Source organism: Chromatocurvus halotolerans (genome assembly GCF_004340525.1).
GTDB lineage: Bacteria > Pseudomonadota > Gammaproteobacteria > Pseudomonadales > Halieaceae > Chromatocurvus > Chromatocurvus halotolerans.
The window spans coordinates 65,033-84,003 of record NZ_SLWX01000001.1 but is presented as its reverse complement, the minus strand read 5'-3'; the positions used below and the strand labels follow the sequence as shown (position 1 = coordinate 84,003).

16 protein-coding genes are annotated in these 18,971 nt (G+C 62.0%); 9 read left to right on the top strand and 7 right to left on the bottom strand.

Features of this window, described 5'->3' with window-relative positions; translation table 11 throughout:
- Positions 1-34 precede the first annotated feature (34 nt).
- The 3 genes from icd (at position 35) to clpA (ending at position 4,123) form a co-directional block, all read left to right on the top strand.
- Positions 35-1,288 (top strand): NADP-dependent isocitrate dehydrogenase, encoded by a 1,254-nt coding sequence (gene icd / locus EV688_RS00360; protein WP_117316269.1) that lies wholly within the window; start codon positions 35-37, stop codon positions 1,286-1,288.
- A gap of 207 nt (positions 1,289-1,495) precedes the next feature.
- Positions 1,496-1,822 (top strand): ATP-dependent Clp protease adapter ClpS, encoded by a 327-nt coding sequence (clpS, locus tag EV688_RS00355; protein WP_117316883.1) that lies wholly within the window; start codon positions 1,496-1,498, stop codon positions 1,820-1,822.
- Positions 1,823-1,840: 18 nt separating this feature from the next.
- The gene (gene clpA, locus EV688_RS00350; RefSeq protein WP_117316267.1) at positions 1,841-4,123 is read left to right on the top strand and encodes an ATP-dependent Clp protease ATP-binding subunit ClpA; all 2,283 of its coding nucleotides are present in this window, start codon (positions 1,841-1,843) and stop codon (positions 4,121-4,123) included.
- 40 nt (positions 4,124-4,163) lie between these two features.
- On the opposite strand, the gene infA is transcribed toward clpA, so the two are convergent.
- The 4 genes from infA to trxB form a co-directional block, all read right to left on the bottom strand.
- The gene (gene infA / locus EV688_RS00345) at positions 4,164-4,382 is read right to left on the bottom strand and encodes a translation initiation factor IF-1 (RefSeq protein ID WP_117316265.1); all 219 of its coding nucleotides are present in this window, start codon (positions 4,380-4,382) and stop codon (positions 4,164-4,166) included.
- 82 nt (positions 4,383-4,464) lie between these two features.
- Positions 4,465-5,199, bottom strand: coding sequence for an arginyltransferase (locus EV688_RS00340; protein WP_117316264.1), 735 nt, complete (start codon positions 5,197-5,199; stop codon positions 4,465-4,467).
- Entirely contained in the window at positions 5,196-5,909 is a 714-nt protein-coding gene (gene aat, locus EV688_RS00335; RefSeq protein ID WP_117316262.1) for a leucyl/phenylalanyl-tRNA--protein transferase, read from the bottom strand. Before aat ends, EV688_RS00340 begins: the two co-directional genes overlap by 4 nt.
- Before the next feature lie 18 nt (positions 5,910-5,927).
- Positions 5,928-6,881, bottom strand: a complete 954-nt coding sequence (gene trxB / locus EV688_RS00330) for a thioredoxin-disulfide reductase (protein ID WP_117316260.1) — start codon at positions 6,879-6,881, stop codon at positions 5,928-5,930.
- Positions 6,882-7,121: 240 nt separating this feature from the next.
- Between trxB and EV688_RS00325 the strand changes: the two genes are divergently transcribed.
- From EV688_RS00325 to cysG, 6 genes are all read left to right on the top strand, one after another.
- Positions 7,122-9,440 carry a DNA translocase FtsK gene (locus tag EV688_RS00325; RefSeq protein ID WP_117316259.1) on the top strand — a complete coding sequence of 773 codons (2,319 nt, stop codon included), beginning with the start codon at positions 7,122-7,124 and terminating at the stop codon, positions 9,438-9,440.
- A 2-nt stretch (positions 9,441-9,442) separates the two neighbouring features.
- Complete coding sequence (lolA, locus tag EV688_RS00320; RefSeq protein WP_117316257.1) at positions 9,443-10,111, top strand: outer membrane lipoprotein periplasmic chaperone LolA; 669 nt, start codon at positions 9,443-9,445, stop codon at positions 10,109-10,111.
- Entirely contained in the window at positions 10,104-11,447 is a 1,344-nt protein-coding gene (locus tag EV688_RS00315; protein ID WP_117316256.1) for a replication-associated recombination protein A, read from the top strand. The genes lolA and EV688_RS00315 overlap by 8 nt, the downstream gene beginning before the upstream one ends.
- 92 nt (positions 11,448-11,539) lie before the next feature.
- Positions 11,540-11,914, top strand: coding sequence for a fluoride efflux transporter CrcB (gene crcB, locus EV688_RS00310; protein WP_117316254.1), 375 nt, complete (start codon positions 11,540-11,542; stop codon positions 11,912-11,914).
- A gap of 49 nt (positions 11,915-11,963) precedes the next feature.
- Entirely contained in the window at positions 11,964-13,265 is a 1,302-nt protein-coding gene (serS, locus tag EV688_RS00305; RefSeq protein ID WP_117316253.1) for a serine--tRNA ligase, read from the top strand.
- Positions 13,266-13,274: 9 nt separating this feature from the next.
- Positions 13,275-14,648 (top strand): siroheme synthase CysG, encoded by a 1,374-nt coding sequence (cysG, locus tag EV688_RS00300; RefSeq protein ID WP_117316251.1) that lies wholly within the window; start codon positions 13,275-13,277, stop codon positions 14,646-14,648.
- 13 nt (positions 14,649-14,661) lie between these two features.
- On the opposite strand, the gene EV688_RS00295 is transcribed toward cysG, so the two are convergent.
- The 3 genes from EV688_RS00295 to EV688_RS00285 all read right to left on the bottom strand — a co-directional run bounded on the left by EV688_RS00295 (position 14,662) and on the right by EV688_RS00285 (position 18,967).
- A complete protein-coding gene (locus EV688_RS00295) occupies positions 14,662-16,782 on the bottom strand; it encodes a carboxy terminal-processing peptidase (RefSeq protein ID WP_117316250.1) in 2,121 nt (706 codons plus the stop codon).
- 70 nt (positions 16,783-16,852) lie between these two features.
- A complete protein-coding gene (locus EV688_RS00290; RefSeq protein ID WP_162883843.1) occupies positions 16,853-17,647 on the bottom strand; it encodes an SIMPL domain-containing protein in 795 nt (264 codons plus the stop codon).
- A gap of 108 nt (positions 17,648-17,755) precedes the next feature.
- Positions 17,756-18,967, bottom strand: a complete 1,212-nt coding sequence (locus EV688_RS00285; RefSeq protein ID WP_117316246.1) for a urate hydroxylase PuuD — start codon at positions 18,965-18,967, stop codon at positions 17,756-17,758.
- Positions 18,968-18,971 lie beyond the last annotated feature (4 nt).

Here is an 18,971-nt window from a genome sequence, read left to right as displayed (position 1 = left end):
CAATAATCGAACCATACAGTATTGGAGTAGATCAATGGGCTACAAGCACATTCAGGTGCCCGCCGCGGGTGAACGTATCACGGTCAATGATGACTACAGTCTCAACGTTCCCGACAATCCGGTGATTCCCTACATTGAAGGCGACGGTATCGGGGTGGACATCAGCCCCGTCATGATCAAGGTCGTCGATGCTGCGGTCGAAAAGGCCTATGCTGGCCGGAAGAAGATCTCCTGGATGGAAATCTATACGGGCGAGAAAGCGGCAGAGCTCTATGAGGGCGACTGGTTCCCGGAAGAGACGCTGGAGGCTATCAAGGCGTACTCCGTTGCCATCAAGGGTCCGCTGACCACCCCGGTGGGCGGTGGCTTCCGCTCACTCAACGTGGCGCTTCGCCAGGAGCTTGACCTGTATACCTGTCTGCGACCCGTGCGCTGGTTCGAGGGTGTGCCGTCTCCCGTAAAGAAGCCCGGCGACTGCAATATAGTGATTTTCCGCGAGAACTCCGAGGACATTTATGCCGGTATCGAATACAAGGCCGGTTCCGAGGAAGCGCAGAAAGTCGTCGATTTCCTGATCAACGAGATGGGCGTGACCAAGATACGCTTCCCGACACAGGTGGGTATCGGCGTCAAGCCGGTGTCGCAAGAAGGCACGCAGCGCCTCGTTCGAAAGGCCATACAGTACGCGATCGACCAGGATCTGCCGTCGGTAACACTGGTCCATAAAGGCAACATCATGAAGTTCACCGAGGGGGCGTTCCGCGACTGGGGCTATCAGCTTGCGGAGAAGGAGTTCGGTGCCGAGCTGCTGGATGGCGGACCCTGGATGACCCTGAAGAACCCGCACTCCGGCAAGGACATCGTGATCAAGGACGTGATCGCCGATGCCATGCTGCAGCAGATTCTCACCCGGCCGGGCGATTACAGTGTTGTGGCCACGCTGAACCTCAACGGTGATTACCTGTCAGATGCACTGGCAGCGCAGGTCGGTGGTATCGGCATCGCGCCGGGTGCCAACCTGTCGGACACCGTCGCGCTGTTCGAGGCGACCCATGGCACGGCGCCCAAGTACGCCGGTCAGGACAAGGTAAACCCAGGGTCATTGATTCTCTCGGCAGAGATGATGCTGCGCCATATGGGCTGGAACGAGGCGGCAGACCTGATTATCAAGGGCATGAACGGAGCCATCCAGAACCGTACCGTGACCTATGATTTCGAGCGGCTCATGGAGGATGCCGAGCTTGTCAGCTGCTCCGGCTTTGGCGATAAAATGATCGAGCAGATGTAGCGCAGCGGCGACGCGGGCAGGGCCCCCGCTGGCGGGACCTGTCCGGCGTTGCGCGCCGGAATGATCAACCTGGCGAAAGCCTGGCGCGCCCGCGCGTCAACTGCGTTTCAGCCAGAAAAGCCTTATAGTGAGGACCGCATGTCGCTACAGGAGCGTGAGATCTACACCGTGGCTATTACACAGCAGTGGACGTCAGTCGTGCGGGCGATGGCATCGAGCCCCGACTCTGACTCGGATAGCGGCACCGTTACCCAGGACGCCAGGCCTGCACTGAAAAAACCACCCTTGTTCAAGGTGGTCCTTCTGAACGATGATTACACACCGATGGAGTTCGTCGTCGAAGTGCTGGAAACCTTTTTTTCCATGAACCGAGAGCAGGCCACCCAGGTCATGTTGACGGTACATACACGCGGCAAAGGCGTGTGCGGCATTTACACCCGCGATATCGCGGAGACCAAGGCGGCACAGGTCAACCAATACGCACGGGAGCATCAGCATCCGCTGCTGTGCGAAATCGAGGCATCGGAGGGGTAACACCCCGGGAGCAACGCCATGCTGAGCAAGGATCTAGAGCAAACCCTTAACGACGCCTTTCGTGCCGCCCGCGCCCGCCGGCACGAGTTCATGACGGTAGAGCATCTGCTGCTGGCTCTGCTGGACAACAATGATGCGATCCGCGTCCTCAAGGCCTGTGGCGCCGAGATCAGTGCCCTGCGCGGCGATCTCGTCGAGTTCATCGATTCCACGACGCCCCTAATCCCCGCCGAGGACGAGGAGCGTGAGACACAGCCGACCCTGGGCTTCCAGCGCGTTCTGCAGCGGGCGGTGTTTCATGTGCAGTCCTCTGGCAAGAGCGAAGTCACCGGTGCCAACGTGCTGGTCGCGCTGTTCAGCGAGCAGGAAAGCCAGGCGGTCTATTTCCTCAAGACCCAGAGCGTGACGCGGCTCGACGTTGTCAATTACATTACTCACGGCATCTCCAAGGTGGGTGATGAAGATATGGACGAGGAGCGCGGCAGCGCCGCCGCCGCGGAACAGGGAGGCGAGGAAGGCGAGGCGAATCCGCTGGATTCGTATTCCACCAATCTCAACGCCGAGGCCGAGGCGGGCAGAATCGACCCCCTGATCGGTCGTATCAGCGAAGTGGAGCGCGTCGTCCAGATTCTCGCGCGCCGGCGCAAGAACAACCCCCTGCTGGTGGGCGAGTCCGGGGTTGGCAAGACCGCCATCGCCGAGGGTCTTGCCAAGATGATTGTCGATGGCCAGGTCCCGGAGATGCTGCGGGATTCCTGCGTCTATTCCCTGGATCTTGGCGCGCTGCTGGCGGGCACCAAATATCGGGGCGATTTCGAGAAGCGCTTCAAGGGTCTGCTTGCCGAGCTCAAGCGGCGTGATGGCGCCATACTGTTTATCGATGAGATACACACGATTATCGGCGCCGGCGCGGCATCCGGCGGCGTCATGGATGCGAGCAACCTGCTCAAGCCGCTGCTGACCTCCGGAAAACTCAAGTGCATCGGTTCCACCACCTTCCAGGAATACCGCGGCATTTTTGACAAGGACAAGGCCCTGAGTCGTCGCTTTCAGAAGATCGACGTGATGGAGCCGAGCCCCGACGATGCCTACAAGATTCTCAAGGGCCTCAAGTCGCGGTTCGAGGAGCACCACGGTCTTCGTTACACGGACAATGCGCTGCGCACGGCAACCGATCTGTCGGCCCGCTACATCACTGACCGTTTCCTGCCGGACAAGGCGATAGACGTGATCGACGAGGCGGGCGCCTATCAGCAGCTACAGGCACCGTCGAAGCGCAAAAAGGTCATCGGCAAGGGTGACATCGAGGCGGTGGTTGCCAAGATTGCCCGCATACCGCCGAAAACCGTCAGCAGCAATGACAAGGAAATTCTGCAGAAGCTGGAGAGCAACCTGCGCATGGTGGTTTTCGGTCAGGACAATGCCGTTTCCAGTCTCGCGACGTCCATCAAGATGTCCCGCGCCGGTCTGCGCGGTGGCGACAAGCCGATAGGGTCCTTCCTGCTGGCGGGGCCGACGGGTGTCGGCAAGACGGAGGTCACCCGTCAGCTCGCCAGAATTCTCGGTCTTGAGCTGATTCGTTTTGACATGTCCGAGTACATGGAGCGGCACACCGTGTCGCGGCTCATCGGTGCGCCGCCCGGCTATGTCGGTTTCGACCAGGGCGGACTGCTCACCGAGCAGGTGACCAAGCACCCGCATGCCGTCGTGCTGCTTGACGAGATAGAAAAGGCCCACCCGGAGGTCTATAACCTGCTGCTACAGGTCATGGACCACGGGACCTTGACCGACAACAACGGTCGCAAGGCCGATTTCCGCAATGTCATTCTTATCATGACAACCAACGCGGGTGCCGAGAGCATGAGCCGGCGGAGCATTGGCTTCACCACCCAGGACCATCGCAGTGACGGTATGGAGGCGATTACACGGATGTTCACGCCGGAATTCCGTAATCGCCTCGACAGCATCGTCCAGTTCGAGCCCCTGGGTGAGGACGTCATTCTCACGGTGGTGGACAAGTTCATCGCCGAACTGCAGGGGCAGCTCGATGAGAAGCGGGTGACCCTCGATGTCGACGAAGATGCACGGCTGTGGCTGGTTGAAAAGGGCTACGACGAGCGTATGGGCGCGCGCCCCATGGAGCGTGTAATACAGGAGCATATCAAGAAACCCCTGGCGGAGCTTGTCCTGTTCGGTGCGCTGTCTGGTTCTGGCGGAACCGCCCTGGTGCGTCTCAACGCCGCTGGGGATGCCCTGGAAGTGCGCGTCGAGGAAGAAGAGGCCGTGCTGGAAGGAAGCTGAAACGTCTCGCCTGTCATCACGCAGTGATGGCGGGCGTGCTTCAGCGCTCGCGGTAGGTAATTCGCCCCTTGGTCAGGTCATAAGGTGTCAGCTCTACACGCACCTTGTCACCGGTAAGAATGCGGATGTAGTTTTTGCGCATCTTGCCCGAAATGTGGGCTGTCACAATATGCCCGTTTTCGAGCTGCACGCGAAATGTCGTATTGGGCAAGGTATCGACCACCTCACCTTCCATTTCAATCTGGTCTTCTTTTGCCATGTGGCCTCAGCGTCTGTCATGCGAAGCGCGCATTTTGCCGTAAACGTGGCCTGACTTCCACTGTTTCCGGGGGCTTGTGCGATCAAGCATCGCTGGCAAGGACGTCATCGTCGGCCCGCTGCCAGCGATTCTCCAGCAGGAGTTCCAGCGGTCGGTAGTCCGACTTGTAGGCCATCTTCCCGCAATTGCGTATCCAGTATCCGAGGTAAAGGTAGGGCAGACCCACCGAGCGCGCTGTCTCGATCTGCCAGAGAATGGCGTAACGGCCAAGACTGCGTGCCTGTTCGTCGGGATCAAAAAACGTGTAGATGGCGGAAAGCCCATCCAGCATGACGTCCACGACGGCGATGGCGACCAGGCGCCCGTCGCTGTGAAAGCGATAATAGCGCGTGCAGTCCCAGGCATTGCTCAGGAAAGATTGATACTGATCCCGGTCCGGCGGGTACATGTCGCCGTCGGCATGGCGCTGGACAATGTAGCGGTGGTAGAGACGGTAGGCGTCATCATCGGCGATGCTGTCCGTGCGGGCAACCGTAAGATCCGTGTTTCGACGCCAGGTGCGGCGCTGGGTGCGGTTTGGCTGGAACGTGTTGACGGGGATGCGCGCCGGCACACAGGCGCTGCACTGCCGACAGTGCGGCCGGTAGACGTGGGCACCGCTGCGCCGGAAACCCAGCAGGGACAGACGTGTGTACAGGGCCTGATCAATGGGCTGTCGCGGGTCTATGAACAGGGTTGTCGCTTCCTCCTCCTCAAGATAGCTACAGCGATGAGGGTAGGTGGTGTAGACCTTTAAATCGCGCAGTGACGACGTCACAGGAGTTCTCCGCAACGATCCGGCAAATGCCAGGCAGAAGATGGTATGTCGATGACCTGATTGCGCGCAAGCCATTGCTCGAAGTCTGTGCGGCAAATGTTGCGAGCACCCATGCTGTTCAGGTGATCGCTCTCCACCTGGCAATCCACAAGCCTGGCGCCGCCACGCTCAAGCAGTCGTAACAGCGCAACCAGAGCCACCTTGGATGCGTCGCTGCGCCTGCTGAACATGCTTTCCCCGAAAAACGTACCGCCGAGTGCGACGCCGTAGAGTCCCCCCACAAGCTCACCGTCGTTGTCACGCACCTCAATGCTGTGGGCACAGCCGCGGCGATGCAGCGCGCAATAAGCGTCCAGCATACGTTGATTGATCCAGGTGCCGCGCTGGCCGTTACGCTCCCCGGCGCAGGCGTGCATGACTTCCGCAAAGGCGGTATCGACGGAAAGCCGGAACCGGTCCTGCCGCAGTGTCCTGCGCAGGGACCGGGACACGTGCAGTCCATCGACGGGCAGGACGGAGCGTGGGTCCGGACTCCACCAGAGCACCGGCTGCGGATCCTCGAACCAGGGGAAAATGCCGCGACGGTAGGCCTCAATCAGCCGATCGATCGCCAGATCATCCGTTACCGCCAGCAGGCCATTGGGGTACTCGAGAGCGGTGGCCGTCGGCGGGAAGGGTTCATCCGGCCCCAGATACTGCAGCAGAGTCACCCGCTCCGGCCCTGTTCCTCAGTGCTCGCCCAGTGCATCGAGATATTTCTCGGCGTCCAGTGCCGCCATGCAGCCAAATCCTGCCGAGGTGATGGCCTGACGGTAGATATGGTCACCGACGTCGCCCGCGGCAAATACGCCGGGCGCGCTGGTTGCCGTGGCGTTGCCCTCGGTGCCGCTGTGAATCACGATGTAGCCGTTTTTCATGTCCAGTTGTCCGGCAAACATATCGGTATTGGGTTTGTGGCCGATGGCGATAAACACGCCGGAAAGCGCAATTTCCTGCGCGCTGTCGTCATGCGTAGAGCGCACGCGCATCCCCGTGACACCGCTGTCGTCACCCAGAACCTCATCGAGCACGTGATCCCAGAGAAGGGTCACCTTGCCCTCCCTGGCGCGGGCAAACAGTCGATCCTGCAGGACCTTCTCCGCACGCAGACTGTTGCGCCGGTGCACCAGCACGACCTCGGAAGCGATGTTGGCGAGATACAGCGCCTCTTCCACGGCGGTGTTGCCACCGCCAATCACCGCGACCTTCTGGTTGCGGTAAAAGAAGCCGTCGCAGGTGGCGCAGGCGCTGACGCCCTTGCCCATGAAGGCCTCTTCGCTGGGCAGGCCCAGGTACTGCGCGGAGGCGCCAGTGGCAATGATGAGCGCGTCGCAGGTGAATGTGCCGGTGCCTTCCAGGCGCATCGGGCGGGCAGAGAGGTCGACACGTTCGATGTGATCAAAGATGATCTGTGTGTCGAAGCGCTCCGCGTGAGCCTGCATCTCCTGCATCAGCTGGGGTCCCTGGAGGTCCGCGGGGCCGCCTGGCCAGTTCTCGACCTCGGTGGTTGTGGTCAGTTGGCCGCCCTGCTGCATGCCGGTAATGACCACCGGGGCCAGGTTGGCGCGAGCGGCGTAAACCGCGGCCGTGTATCCTGCCGGGCCGGAGCCGAGAATGATCAGTGGATGATGCGCGTCACTCATGTGGGGAGTTTCCTGTTGTGCTCGTGGTCGGAGTCGCGTTGCGAGGGCTTTGTGGTGGCGCCAGCGCGCGGCGCGACCCTATCATGGCGTGGGTATCGGGCGGCTGAAGCTGCGCTAATGGTAAAGTAAAGACGCGTTGTCGGCAAAGTTGTTAGATCAAATCTGCAATTCCTGCATAAATTATTGAAAAGAATGAAGAAGTAATGAAAACTATCACGGTATTTTAAATAGGGCAGGGCGTTGGCCAGAGCCGAAAGTAAATCCGCCGCAGCGGGCAGTGCAGCGCGACCGCGACTGCGCGAAGGTGCGTTTATTGGCGTGACTGCGGCCTGTGCCTATCTGTTGCTGGCATTGCTTAGCTACAGTTCCCGGGACCCGGGCTGGTCGGCGACTGGTGCGGGGGGTGGCATCCGCAATCTCGGCGGTCCCGCGGGCGCCTGGCTGGCGGATGTGAGCTTTTCCCTCGTGGGTTACGCTGCCTATCTGTTTCCACTCATGCTCGCTTACCGCGCCGCGGTGATCTTTGCCGAGCGCCACAGCGCCAGCGGTATTGACTGGACCCACGTTGGCGTCCGGTTTCTCGGCCTGTTAATGGTCATGGTGTCGGTGACCGCGATCGCTGCTCTCAACGACACCGGGGGCTCCGGTCTGCCCCAGGGGGCCGGTGGGATTCTCGGCCAGGCGATTGGCGACGCGTTCAATAACGCCTTCAACGACATTGGAAGCCGCGTCATTCTGGTTGCGGTTTTCCTTTTTGGCATGACAATCTTTACCGATCTAAGCTGGATGCGGCTGATGGAGCGACTGGGCGCCTGGGCTATTGACGGCTCCATCGCGCTGCGCGACCGCGTGGTGGTCTTCATTGATGCCACGCGGGATCGCCGCAGTCGGGAGCGACAGCTGGAGGCGCGAAAGGCCGTAATCACGCAGCATGTCGAGAAGGAGAAGAAACGCGCACCGCCAAAGATCAAGGCCCTGGAGGCGCCGGTCCAGACCAGCGAACGCGTGGAGCGCGAAAAACAGAAACCGCTGTTCGACAACCCGGTGACCGGGGAACTACCGCAGTTCGAGCTGCTGGATGCGGAAGTCAAGGACCCATCGAAGGGCTATTCTGCCGAGGCCCTGGAGAAGCTGTCCAAGCTTCTGGAGCTGAAGCTTGCGGATTTCGGCATTGCCGCCGAGGTGACAGCGGTAATGCCAGGGCCGGTTATCACACGCTTCGAACTGCAGCCCGCGCCGGGCGTCAAGGTGTCCCGCATATCCAACCTCGCGAAAGATCTGGCGCGATCGCTGGCGGTCATTTCCGTGCGTGTGGTCGAGGTGATACCCGGCAAGAGTGTGGTCGGCATCGAGATACCCAACGAAGACCGCGAGGTGGTCAATTTCCGGCAGGTGCTGTCGTCGCGTACCTTTGACCAGAGCAAATCGCCGCTGACGCTTGCCCTGGGCAACGATATTTCAGGACATCCTGTGGTGGCAGATCTGGCCAAGATGCCGCACCTGCTGGTGGCAGGCACCACCGGCTCGGGCAAATCGGTTGGCGTCAACGCGATGCTGCTCAGCCTACTTTACAAGGCCACACCGGCGGATGTGCGGCTGATTCTGGTAGACCCGAAGATGCTTGAGCTGTCGGTCTATGATGGCATTCCGCATCTGCTGACACCGGTCATCACCGATATGAAGGATGCTGCCAACGGCCTGCGCTGGTGCGTTGCGGAGATGGAGCGACGCTACAAGCTCATGGCCACGATGGGCGTGCGCAACCTGGCCGGCTATAACCGCAAGGTGGAGGAGGCGGCGAAAGCGGGGACTCCGCTGGTGGATCCGTTCTGGACACCCGACCCCATCCTGCAGATGACAGACGAGGAGCAGAGCGCGCCGCCGCTGGAGCGGCTGCCCTTCGTTGTGGTGGTGATTGACGAGTTTGCCGACATGATGATGATCGTCGGTAAGAAAGTGGAAGAGCTGATCGCGCGCATCGCACAGAAGGCGCGCGCGGCGGGTATCCACCTCATTCTGGCCACGCAGCGACCCTCTGTCGATGTCATCACCGGCCTCATCAAGGCAAACGTTCCCACCCGCATCGCCTTTCAGGTCAGTTCCAAGGTGGACTCCCGGACCATTCTCGACCAGGGGGGTGCCGAGCAGCTGCTGGGCTATGGCGACATGCTGTATCTGCCCCCGGGCACCAGCATGCCCACCCGTGTGCACGGCGCATTCTGCTCTGACGACGAAGTGCATCGCGTGGTGTCTGACTGGAAGCGTCGCGGCGAGCCCGAGTATATCGAGGGGCTGCTTGACGAGGGCAGCAGCACGCCGGTAACGCCCGGTGAAATGCAGGCAGACGGCGACGACGAGAATGACGCGCTTTACGATGAGGCCGTCCATCACGTGACCCAGAGCCGTCGGGCGTCCATATCCAGCGTGCAGCGCAAGCTGCGTATTGGCTACAACCGCGCGGCGCGCCTGATTGAAACGATGGAGGCGGCGGGCGTGGTGTCAACAATGGGTACCAATGGCCAGCGCGAAGTCCTGGCGCCGCCCCCGGTGGGAGACTGACCATGAATACGATCAATGCGGCTCGGCGGATGGGCCGGCGGTGGCTGTGCCCGCTGTTGCTGGTAATTGCGCTGCCTCTGGTCACGTCGGTGGCGTCTGCGTCGGGAGAGTCGCCTCAACAGACGAGCGCCGTGCAGTCGCTCGGCGATGCTCTGGCAGCCATCGACTACCTGTCAGGCCGTTTTCGCCAGACCACGTACCCGCAGGAAGGCGGTCGCGCGACGACCGCCTCCGGCGAGTTCCGACTGCAGGCCCCCGGTCGTTTCCTGTGGCGTATCGAGGCACCCGATAATCAGCTTGTGGTCACCGAGGGGACCTACCTGTGGCATTACGATGAGGATCTGGAGACCGCGACCCGTCGACCGGTGAGCGCAACCGCCAGTGCGCCACTGCAGGTGCTGGCGGGAGACCGCGACAGCCTGTCGCGGGATTTCACGGTTTCCCGACGCGGCGAGCATGCCTATACGCTGCTGCCCACGGCCCCCGATGCCGGTTTCCAGTCGCTCGAACTGGACTTTGAAGAGGGACTGCCAGCGGCGCTGGCCATTGTTGACAACCTGTCGCAGCGTATCGAGATCCGGCTTGAGGCCTTGTCCACAGAGGCGTTTGACAGCGATATCTTCAACTTTTCTCCACCGGACGGCGTCGACGTTTTTATCCACGATGCCTGAAGCCGGTGATCTGTTTCACAGCGAAGCGGCAGGCGATGTCTACCAGCCCCTGGCCGCCCTGCTGAGACCCGCCAGCCTTGATGGCTTTTTCGGTCAGGCGCACCTGCTTGCAGCGGGTAAGCCGCTGGCGCAGGCAATTGCGCGTGGACAGCTGCACTCCATGCTGCTCTGGGGGCCTCCGGGTGTCGGTAAAACCACGCTTGCGCGAATTGCCGCAGACGCGGCGGATGCCGTATTCCTGCAGCTGTCAGCGGTGCTTGCCGGCGTGCGTGACATTCGCGCGGCGGTAGAGACGGCGCAGCAGAACCGCCACCGGGGACGCAACACCGTCCTGTTCGTGGACGAGGTCCACCGCTTCAACAAGTCCCAGCAGGACGCGTTCCTGCCCTACGTGGAGGATGGAACGCTGATCTTTATCGGTGCCACCACGGAGAACCCGGCGTTTGAGGTCAACAGTGCGCTGCTTTCCCGCGCCCGGGTGTACAAGCTGCGGGCGCTGCAGGTGGACGAGATGGTCGACCTGCTGTCGCACGCGGTCGCTCATCTCGGTGACGGTCTGCGCGCCGAGCCTGCCGTGCTGTCCATGATCGCCGAACTGGCTGATGGCGACGCCAGGCGCGCGCTCAACCTGCTGGAGCTGGCCGCTGATCTGGTGGAAGCGGATGGTCAGGGTGTCCGCGAGCTGGTCCGCGCCGCGGTGGAGGAGGTCAGCCAGCAATCCCTGCGCCGCTTCGACAAAGGCGGTGATCAGTTCTATGACCTCATCAGTGCGCTGCACAAATCGGTCAGGGGCAGTGCGCCGGACGCCTCGCTGTACTGGCTGTGTCGCATGCTGGATGGCGGCTGTGATCCCCTCTACCTGGCGCGGCGCATAGTCCGCATTGCCAGTGAGGATATCGGCAACGCCGATCCCCGCGCGCTGACCCTGTGCCTCGATGCCTGGCAGGTAGTGGAGCGACTGGGCAGTCCTGAAGGGGAGCTGGCGCTCGCACAGGCCGTGCTTTACCTGGCCTGCGCGCCAAAGAGCAATGCCGTTTACCGGGCTTTCAAGGCGGCGTCGGCGGATGTGGCCGCGGGAGGCACAGCCGAGGTGCCGCTGCACCTGCGCAATGCTCCGACCGCGCTGGCCAGGCAGATGGACCACGGTGCCGGCTATCGCTACGCCCATGATGAGGAGGACGCCTATGCCGCGGGGGAGCGCTATCTGCCGTCGCAACTCGGCGAGCCCGGTTACTACCAGCCGGTACCCCGAGGGCTCGAGCAGCGCATTCGGGAAAAGCTTGCCGCGCTGCGTGAGCGAGATGCGCGGAGCGTCGTAAAGCGTGACCCTGACTGACCCCGCTGCCTGTCCGACCGCATGCAAAGCGCGTACAATCGGCGGCCCGGCGGGCGGCCCCCGGGCGGCGCGGGTAAAGGAAAGGCAGACGCATGAAATACCTCGTTTTCGTTGCCCTGGGTGGTGCAGCCGGTGCTGTTGGACGCTACAGTCTTGCGCGCTGGGTACACGGCCTGTGGCAGGGAAGCTGGCCGCTGGGCACCTTGCTGGTCAACCTGAGCGGTTGCGCCCTGATGGGCGTCGTCTTCGTTCTTGTTGAGCGCTCTGCCCTGCACCCCGACTGGCGCAACGTGCTGATGGTCGGTTTTCTGGGGGCATTCACCACCTACTCAACGTTCTCACTTGAGGCCGTCGAGCTGTGGCAGGCTGGAGAGGGTGGCGTGGCCATCGGCTATATGGTGGTGACCACCGTGGGGTGCGTGCTGGCGGCAGCAACAGGAATCTACGTTACCCGCGCGCTCGTCTGATTGCGGCAGCGTTCGCGCGCACCATCGGTTTACGGAAAGGAAACAGATCATGCTGGATATCAGGGAAGTCAGGCGCGATCCTGCGGCGGTCGCCGAGGCGCTGGCGGCGCGCGGTGTTACTTTCGACATTGCGGCATTCGAGACGCTGGATGCGCGGCGCAAGGTGGCAGATGTCGCCAGCCAGGATCTGCTGGCCGAGCGCAAGGCGGCGAGCCGGAAAATCGGCCAGCTGGTGGGGCAGGGTATGAGCGTTGACGACGCCAAGGCCGAGGTGAATGCCACGCTCGATGCCATCGCCGCGCAGATAGACAGCGCTACTGAAGAGGCGCGCGTCGTTCAGGGCGAGATGGACGCATTGCTGGGGGGCTTGCCCAACCTGCCACATCCGGACGTTCCCAGCGGCGATACCGAGTCGGACAACGTGGAGGTACTGCGCTGGGGCACGCCGCCGGCGTTTGACTTCGCGGCGCTGGATCATGTGGATATCGGCGAGCGGCTGGGTTTGCTTGACAGCGAGCTGGCGGGGAAGATCACCGGCTCGCGCTTCAGTGTGATGCACGGGGGCCTGGCGCGGCTGCACCGCGCTCTGATCCAGTTCATGCTTGACCTGCACACCACAGAGCACGGTTACCAGGAAGTCTACGTTCCCTATATCGTCAACGCCGGGTCCCTGTATGGTACCGGGCAGCTGCCGAAATTCGCCGAGGACCTGTTCAGGCTGGAAGGAGATCAGGACTACTACCTGATTCCCACCGCCGAAGTGCCGGTGACCAATATCGCCCGGGGACGCATTTTCGAGGACAGCGAGCTGGGGGAATCCGGCTTGCGCATGACCTGTCATACGCCCTGTTTTCGCAGCGAGGCGGGCAGCTATGGCCGCGATACCCGTGGCATGATCCGCCAGCACCAGTTCGAGAAAGTCGAGCTGGTCAGCCTGGTGCGACCCGAGGCTGGTGAGCAGGCCCTGGAAGCGCTCACGGGGCACGCGGAGGCGGTTCTGCAGCGCCTGGGGCTGCCCTACCGCAAGGTCATTCTGTGCACCGGTGACCTCGGTTTCTCGGCGTGCAAGACCTATGACCTGGAAGTGTGGCTGCCGGGACAGAACGCCTACCGGGAAATCTCCTCCTGCAGCCACTTCGGCACCTTCCAGGCGCGGCGCCTGCAGGCGCGCTGGCGCAACCCCGCGACCGGCAAGCCGGAGTTGCTGCATACGCTGAACGGGTCCGGCCTCGCGGTGGGGCGGACGCTGGTCGCCATTCTGGAAAACTACCAGCGTGCGGATGGGTCGGTAGCGGTTCCGGAGGCACTGCAGCCTTACGCCGGCGGCCTGGCGCTGCTCGAGGCCGGCTGAGGCCGCACCGTGGAGGCCCTGCCGGTATTCCTCAAGCTGCGCGGCGAGCCGGTGACACTGATCGGCGGTGGTACGGTGGCCTCGCGAAAAGCCCTGTTTCTGTGCCGTGCCGGCGCGAATCTCACGGTGATTGCGCCTGAGATAGACAGTGGCCTGCAAGGATTGCTTGATGATCACGGGGGAACCTGGCAGGCGAGGGCATATGTGCCGGGCGATCTGGGCGGGCAGATACTGGTAATTGCAGCAACGCCGGATAACGCCGTGAACCGACGGGTGCACGCCGAAGCGCGTGAGCGCAATATCCCGGTCAACGTGGTGGACACTCCCGAGCTTTGCACGTTCACCTTTCCCTCGATTGTCGATCGCGATCCGCTGCTGGTCGCGATCGGCAGCAACGGAGCAAGTCCGGTGCTCGGTCGCGCGGTGCGTCGGCAGCTGGAGGCAATGCTGCCGGCCCGGCTCGGTGACGTCGCGCGTTTTGCCGGCAGCTTGAGGGCAAGGGTAAAAGCTGCCATCCCCGATGAGTCGACAAGGCGGCGCTTCTGGGAAGATCTGGTGGAGGGGCCGGTGGCAGAGATGGTATTGGCCGGGCGCACCGATCAGGCCGGCGCCGCGGTGGATGCGTTGCTGGCGAAAGACCCGACACCTGTGGGTGAGGTCTTTCTTATCGGCGCGGGACCCGGTGATCCCGACCTGATGACCTTCAAGGCCCTGCGCCTTCTGCAGCGGGGTGATGTCATTCTGCACGACCGGCTGGTGCCTCAGGCTATCATCGATCTCGGCCGCCGCGATGCGCAGCGTATCTATGTCGGCAAGCGGCGTGCCGAGCACGCCCTGCCGCAGGAGGAGATCAACCAGGCCCTGGTGGACTATGCGCTACAGGGCAAATGCGTGGTACGGCTGAAGGGCGGGGATCCCTTCGTCTTTGGCCGCGGTGGCGAGGAGATTACGCTGCTGGCACGCCACGGTATCCCCTTCCAGATTGTCCCGGGTATCACCGCCGCCAACGCCGCCGCCTGCTATGCGGGCATTCCGCTGACCCATCGCGATTACGCACAATCGGTACGCTTTCTCACCGGGCACACCCGTGACGGCAAGCTGCCGCATCGCTGGGAAGAGTTTCAGTCGCCCCAGGAAACCCTGGTGTTCTACATGGGGCTCGTCGGACTGCCCATTATCTGCGAACAGCTGCAGGCCCATGGGCGCGATCCTGGAACGCCGGTGGCTCTGGTGGAGAAGGCAAGCACGGCCGAGCAGCGGGTGATCAGGGGAACCCTGTCGACCATGACTGCCGTTGTGGAGCGCGAACAGCCACAGCCGCCAACGCTCATCATTATCGGCGACGTAGTGCGGCTTGCCGCAGACCTGGCCTGGTGCGATTGACCCTAGTGGCCCACTAGTCTTTCTTTTTCGCGTTGACCGCATAGGACGGTTCACGCATCAGCAGTGTATCGACAAGAATATGGCCGGCCTCGGTGAGCAGCACGTCATCGACCTCATCTTTATTCTCATCCGGATCCGCATCGGCGGCCGCGAGACCGTCACTGCTGTTCTCGTCTTCCTCCCCCCGATCGTCGTCATCGAGTGACGCGAGGGGTTCCTCGCCGCGAGCGCTGCGCCGACGATTCTCAATAGCCAGCGCTTTACTCATCCGCGTCTCGCGTCGCGCACGTCGAACCGCCTCGTTCAGGGATACGCTGTCGACATCGCTGTCGTCATTGGCCAGCGACACCTGTTCTACCAGGTAATTCAGCTCGGCATTATCTTTCTTGCGCTCGTCGAACAGGGCGGCGAGCTCCGGGATAACCGCATCCAGATCACCATAGCGGCGATGTCTCACCGGGTTGATCTGGTCCCAGGCAAGTGCGTGGTCGAGCGAGCTCTCACCGATTTCCTCGGCGTTGAACATGGAGGGAAAGGTGATGTCGGGCACGACGCCGCGGTGCTGGGTACTATCGCCCGAAATGCGATAGAACTTGCTCTCGGTCACCTTGAGCTGCCCCTCCTTAAGGGGCACCATGGTCTGCACCGTGCCCTTGCCGAAGGACCGGTCACCTACAATGATTCCGCGCTCGTAATCCTGGATCGCTCCTGCGAAAATCTCGGAGGCAGAGGCGCTGAGACGGTTGATCATCACCACAAGAGGGCCTTCATAGTAGGCGCTGCGCAGGCGCTTGCCATCGCGCCAGACCCGCCGGGATGAGTGCCGGATCTGCACGGTGGGCCCATATTCAATGAACAGGCCAGTGAGCTCGTTGGCTTCCTGCAGGGACCCGCCGCCGTTGTTGCGCAGGTCGATGATCACGCCATCCACGCCTTCGGTCTGCAGTTCCTCCAGCAGCCGGCCGACATCGCGTGTTGTACTTTTGTAATCGTCATCGCCGCGACGCATGGCATCGAAATCAATGTAGAACGCGGGAATATCGATCACGCCGACCTTGATGGTGTCGTCTCCGGCCGGCAGTTCCAGCACCCGCTTCTGCGCGGACTGCTCCTCCAGCTTCACGGTGTTGCGGACAATCTTGATGGTCTTGCGTTCCTCGGTTGCCGCACCGGGCGTACCCGGCATCACACTGAGTCGTACCGTGCTGTCCTTCGGTCCGCGAATCAGGTCGACCACCTCGTCGAGACGCCAGCCGATAACATCCTCCATCGGTCCTTCTTCCCCCTGGCCGACGGCGACGATGCGATCCGACGGCTTCAGATCACCCTGCTTGTCCGCTGGGCCGGCCGCCACAATGCGTGCCACCTTGGTGTAGTCGTCATCAGACTGCAGTACAGCGCCAATCCCTTCGAGGGACAGGCTCATGTTGATGTTGAAATTCTCGGAGCGTCGGGGTGAGAGATAGTTGCTATGAGGGTCGTAAAGCTCGGTCAGCGCATTGGCATATACCTGAAAGACGTCCTGGGCGTTGTACTGGGCGACGCGCTTTAGCTGTCGCTGGTAACGCTTGCTCAGCACGCTGGCGATATCCTCTTCGTCCTTGTCTGCCAGTCGCAGACTCAGAGCCTGGTTTTTCAGATGCTTGCGCCAGCGTTCTTCGAGCTCGTCACTGTCCATTGCCCATGTGCGCTTCTCTCCATTGATCACAAAATCCTCGTCAACGGTGAAATCCATGGCGGCATAGCGCTCGGGCAAGGTCTCCACAACGCGGGTCAGGCGCGCCTCCAGCCGCTCGGCAAAGCGGTTGAAGATCATGAAACCGACGCCGAGATTGCCACTGGAAAAATCATTCTCCGTGGTGGCGGCATATTTCCTGAATTCCGCGACATCCGCCTGGGTGAAAAACATCTTTCCGCCATCGAGGCTGTCGATGTAATTCTCAAGATGCGCGGTCGACAGATTTTCGTCGTAGTGCAGCTTTGCGTAATGACGTTTTTCCAGCTGCTCGACCAGCTCCCGCGCTGTATCTGCCTGTGCTTCGCTGGGCTCGATCTGGGTGACCGCGTGAACTGTTGCCGCGGAGAGCCAGAAGAGGCAGTTGAGGGTCAGTGCTGTAAGCGTGCGTCGCATCATCAATGTCAGATACCCGGTTGCCAGAAAAGGAGTCAGATCAGCTGGAAGTGTAGCGTCCTGTGCAGAGCGGTCAAACACCGTCTGCGCTGCCCGTCGTTGCAAGGTTGAAGGTGGCGCTGACGCGCGCCTCGAAAGTCTGGTCGCCGGCGACATAGGTGGCGTCGGCATCGGCGGTCTCCGCGGAGGCACGCATCATCATGTCCCTGGCCATCGGAACAGGTCGCGGACTTCCGCCAGTGCTGATATCTCGCACCGCGCCCAGTGTGCCGCCCAGCGTCTCGGCAATGGCCCTGGCGTTGGCGCGTGCATCTTCAGTCGCCAGTCGCAATGCATCGCGTCGCAGCTCTGCCTCCCTGCTGTGCGATAGCCGCGGTGGGGTAATACGGTTGGCGCCGGCGTCCGCCGATCCCTCAATGACCGTCGACAACAGCGACAGGTCCATCAGCGCCAGGTCGATGCTCCGCTGCACGCTGTAGCCGGTGAGGACCTGGGTTTCCTGCTCCTTGTCCCAGCGATATTCCGGCAGTGTATTGATGTCAGTCGCATTGACGTGTCGCTCCTCAATCCCCAGGGAGGCGAGGTGCTGCAGAATGGCGTTGCTGCGACGCGTGACCTCGCTACGGGCCTCGGCGAGATCCTCATGACGGACCTGCACGCCCAGCTGCAGCGCGGCGCGATCTGGCTGTGCCGTGACTTTGCCCTCGCCGGTCACCGATATTGCCGGCGGCGGATTGCCTGCGTCACCTCCGGCCTCGGCGGCCAGCACTGCCGGCCCCAGGGTCAGCGTGATAAGCGTTGCGAGAACGCTATGGAAAGCGGCCCGCTTCCGTCGCCCACGGCCTTGAAGGATTGTGGAGCTCTGCATGTGTCTGACATCCTTGTGGTGAATCCTGATGTTGAATCTCACAGTCATTGACCGGTAATCGCGGCGTCGGTTCCACGCGCATGGCGCATCCACTGCCGCGGAAAGCCGTCAACCGGGTGCCGGGGCCCCCGCAGCCAGCCATTGCGCCAGCCGCTCCCGCTCGGTCGCAGTCATGCCTGTGCTGTTCATGAATGGCATGTTGTGCGTATCGATGGCTTGCGACCTGATGCGATCAGACCACTGGCGTACATCGGCTGGTGTATCCAGCATGACGCCCGCCGGCGCGCGGGTAAAGCTTTCATCGGTGGGTGCGCGGGCATGGCACCCGGTGCAGTGGGTCCGGACAATATGCCAGCCCTCGTCGGCCAGCGCGTCCTCTGGTGTGGCGGTATCTGCAGTCCCGGCAGAGCGCAGGTGCGCCGGCGCAATGGCGATGGCCAGAAGCAGGGTGGCGAGGCCGCAGCCCGCCACTATCCAAGGCCTGTTTACCTGCCTGTGACGCAGGACGAAATAGTGGCGTGCTACGGCCGTAATGACCACCAGGGCCAGCAGCACCAGCCAGTTGCGAGGATGCGCGTAGGTCATCGGGTAGTGACTGCTGATCATGATGAACAGCAGGGGTAGAGTCAGGTAGGTGTTGTGCGTGGAGTGCAGCTTGGCCTTGACGGCGGGCGCGGGATCCGGCGCCTCGCCCCGCGCTATCGCCGACACCAGGGACCGCTGCGCCGGCATGATGACCCGGAACACGTTTCCGACCATCAGGGTGCCGATGATCGCACCGAAATGGATGTAGGCGCCGCGGCCGCTGAACACGCGGCTCAGCCACCAGGCAAGGAAAGCCGCCGCCATCGCCAGGACAGCAGCAATCCACAGGGGATGACGCGCCAGCGGGCTGGCGCACAGCAGCTCGTAAGCGACATAGCTGCCGACAATAAAGGTCAGCCCGAGACCAACGGCGAGAGCCGGCGACAGCTCGGCGACCCTGGGGTCGATGAGGTAGGACTCGGCACCCAGGTAATAAATAAGGGTGAGCAGGACCATGCCGGTGAGCCAGGTGCTGTAGGCTTCCCACTTGAACCAGTGCAGGGTTGCAGGCATGGCTTCGGGCGCCAGCCGGTATTTCGCAACCTCGTAGATGCCGCCGCCATGGATTGCCCAGAGGTCGCCCTTGATGCCCTTGTTCCGCTTCCAGGGGGGTGGCTCTTCGAGGCTGTTGTCCAGCCACATGAAGTAGAAGGATGCGCCGATCCACGCCACTCCCGTTATTAGGTGCAGCCAGCGGAACAGCAGACCCAGCCAGTCCAGGACATAATTTTCCATCGGC

Excerpts from the sequence above, each read along its gene's own strand:
- EV688_RS00285 (WP_117316246.1), bottom strand. The coding sequence starts at position 18,967 with ATGGAAAATTATGTCCTGGACTGGCTGGGTCTGCTGTTCCGCTGGCTG.
- infA (WP_117316265.1), bottom strand. The coding sequence starts at position 4,382 with ATGGCAAAAGAAGACCAGATTGAAATGGAAGGTGAGGTGGTCGATACC.
- clpS (WP_117316883.1), top strand. The coding sequence starts at position 1,496 with ATGGCATCGAGCCCCGACTCTGACTCGGATAGCGGCACCGTTACCCAG.
- EV688_RS00315 (WP_117316256.1), top strand. The coding sequence starts at position 10,104 with ATGCCTGAAGCCGGTGATCTGTTTCACAGCGAAGCGGCAGGCGATGTC.
- EV688_RS00290 (WP_162883843.1), bottom strand. The coding sequence starts at position 17,647 with ATGCAGAGCTCCACAATCCTTCAAGGCCGTGGGCGACGGAAGCGGGCC.
- clpA (WP_117316267.1), top strand. The coding sequence starts at position 1,841 with ATGCTGAGCAAGGATCTAGAGCAAACCCTTAACGACGCCTTTCGTGCC.
- EV688_RS00295 (WP_117316250.1), bottom strand. The coding sequence starts at position 16,782 with ATGATGCGACGCACGCTTACAGCACTGACCCTCAACTGCCTCTTCTGG.
- trxB (WP_117316260.1), bottom strand. The coding sequence starts at position 6,881 with ATGAGTGACGCGCATCATCCACTGATCATTCTCGGCTCCGGCCCGGCA.
- lolA (WP_117316257.1), top strand. The coding sequence starts at position 9,443 with ATGAATACGATCAATGCGGCTCGGCGGATGGGCCGGCGGTGGCTGTGC.
- serS (WP_117316253.1), top strand. The coding sequence starts at position 11,964 with ATGCTGGATATCAGGGAAGTCAGGCGCGATCCTGCGGCGGTCGCCGAG.
- icd (WP_117316269.1), top strand. The coding sequence starts at position 35 with ATGGGCTACAAGCACATTCAGGTGCCCGCCGCGGGTGAACGTATCACG.
- crcB (WP_117316254.1), top strand. The coding sequence starts at position 11,540 with ATGAAATACCTCGTTTTCGTTGCCCTGGGTGGTGCAGCCGGTGCTGTT.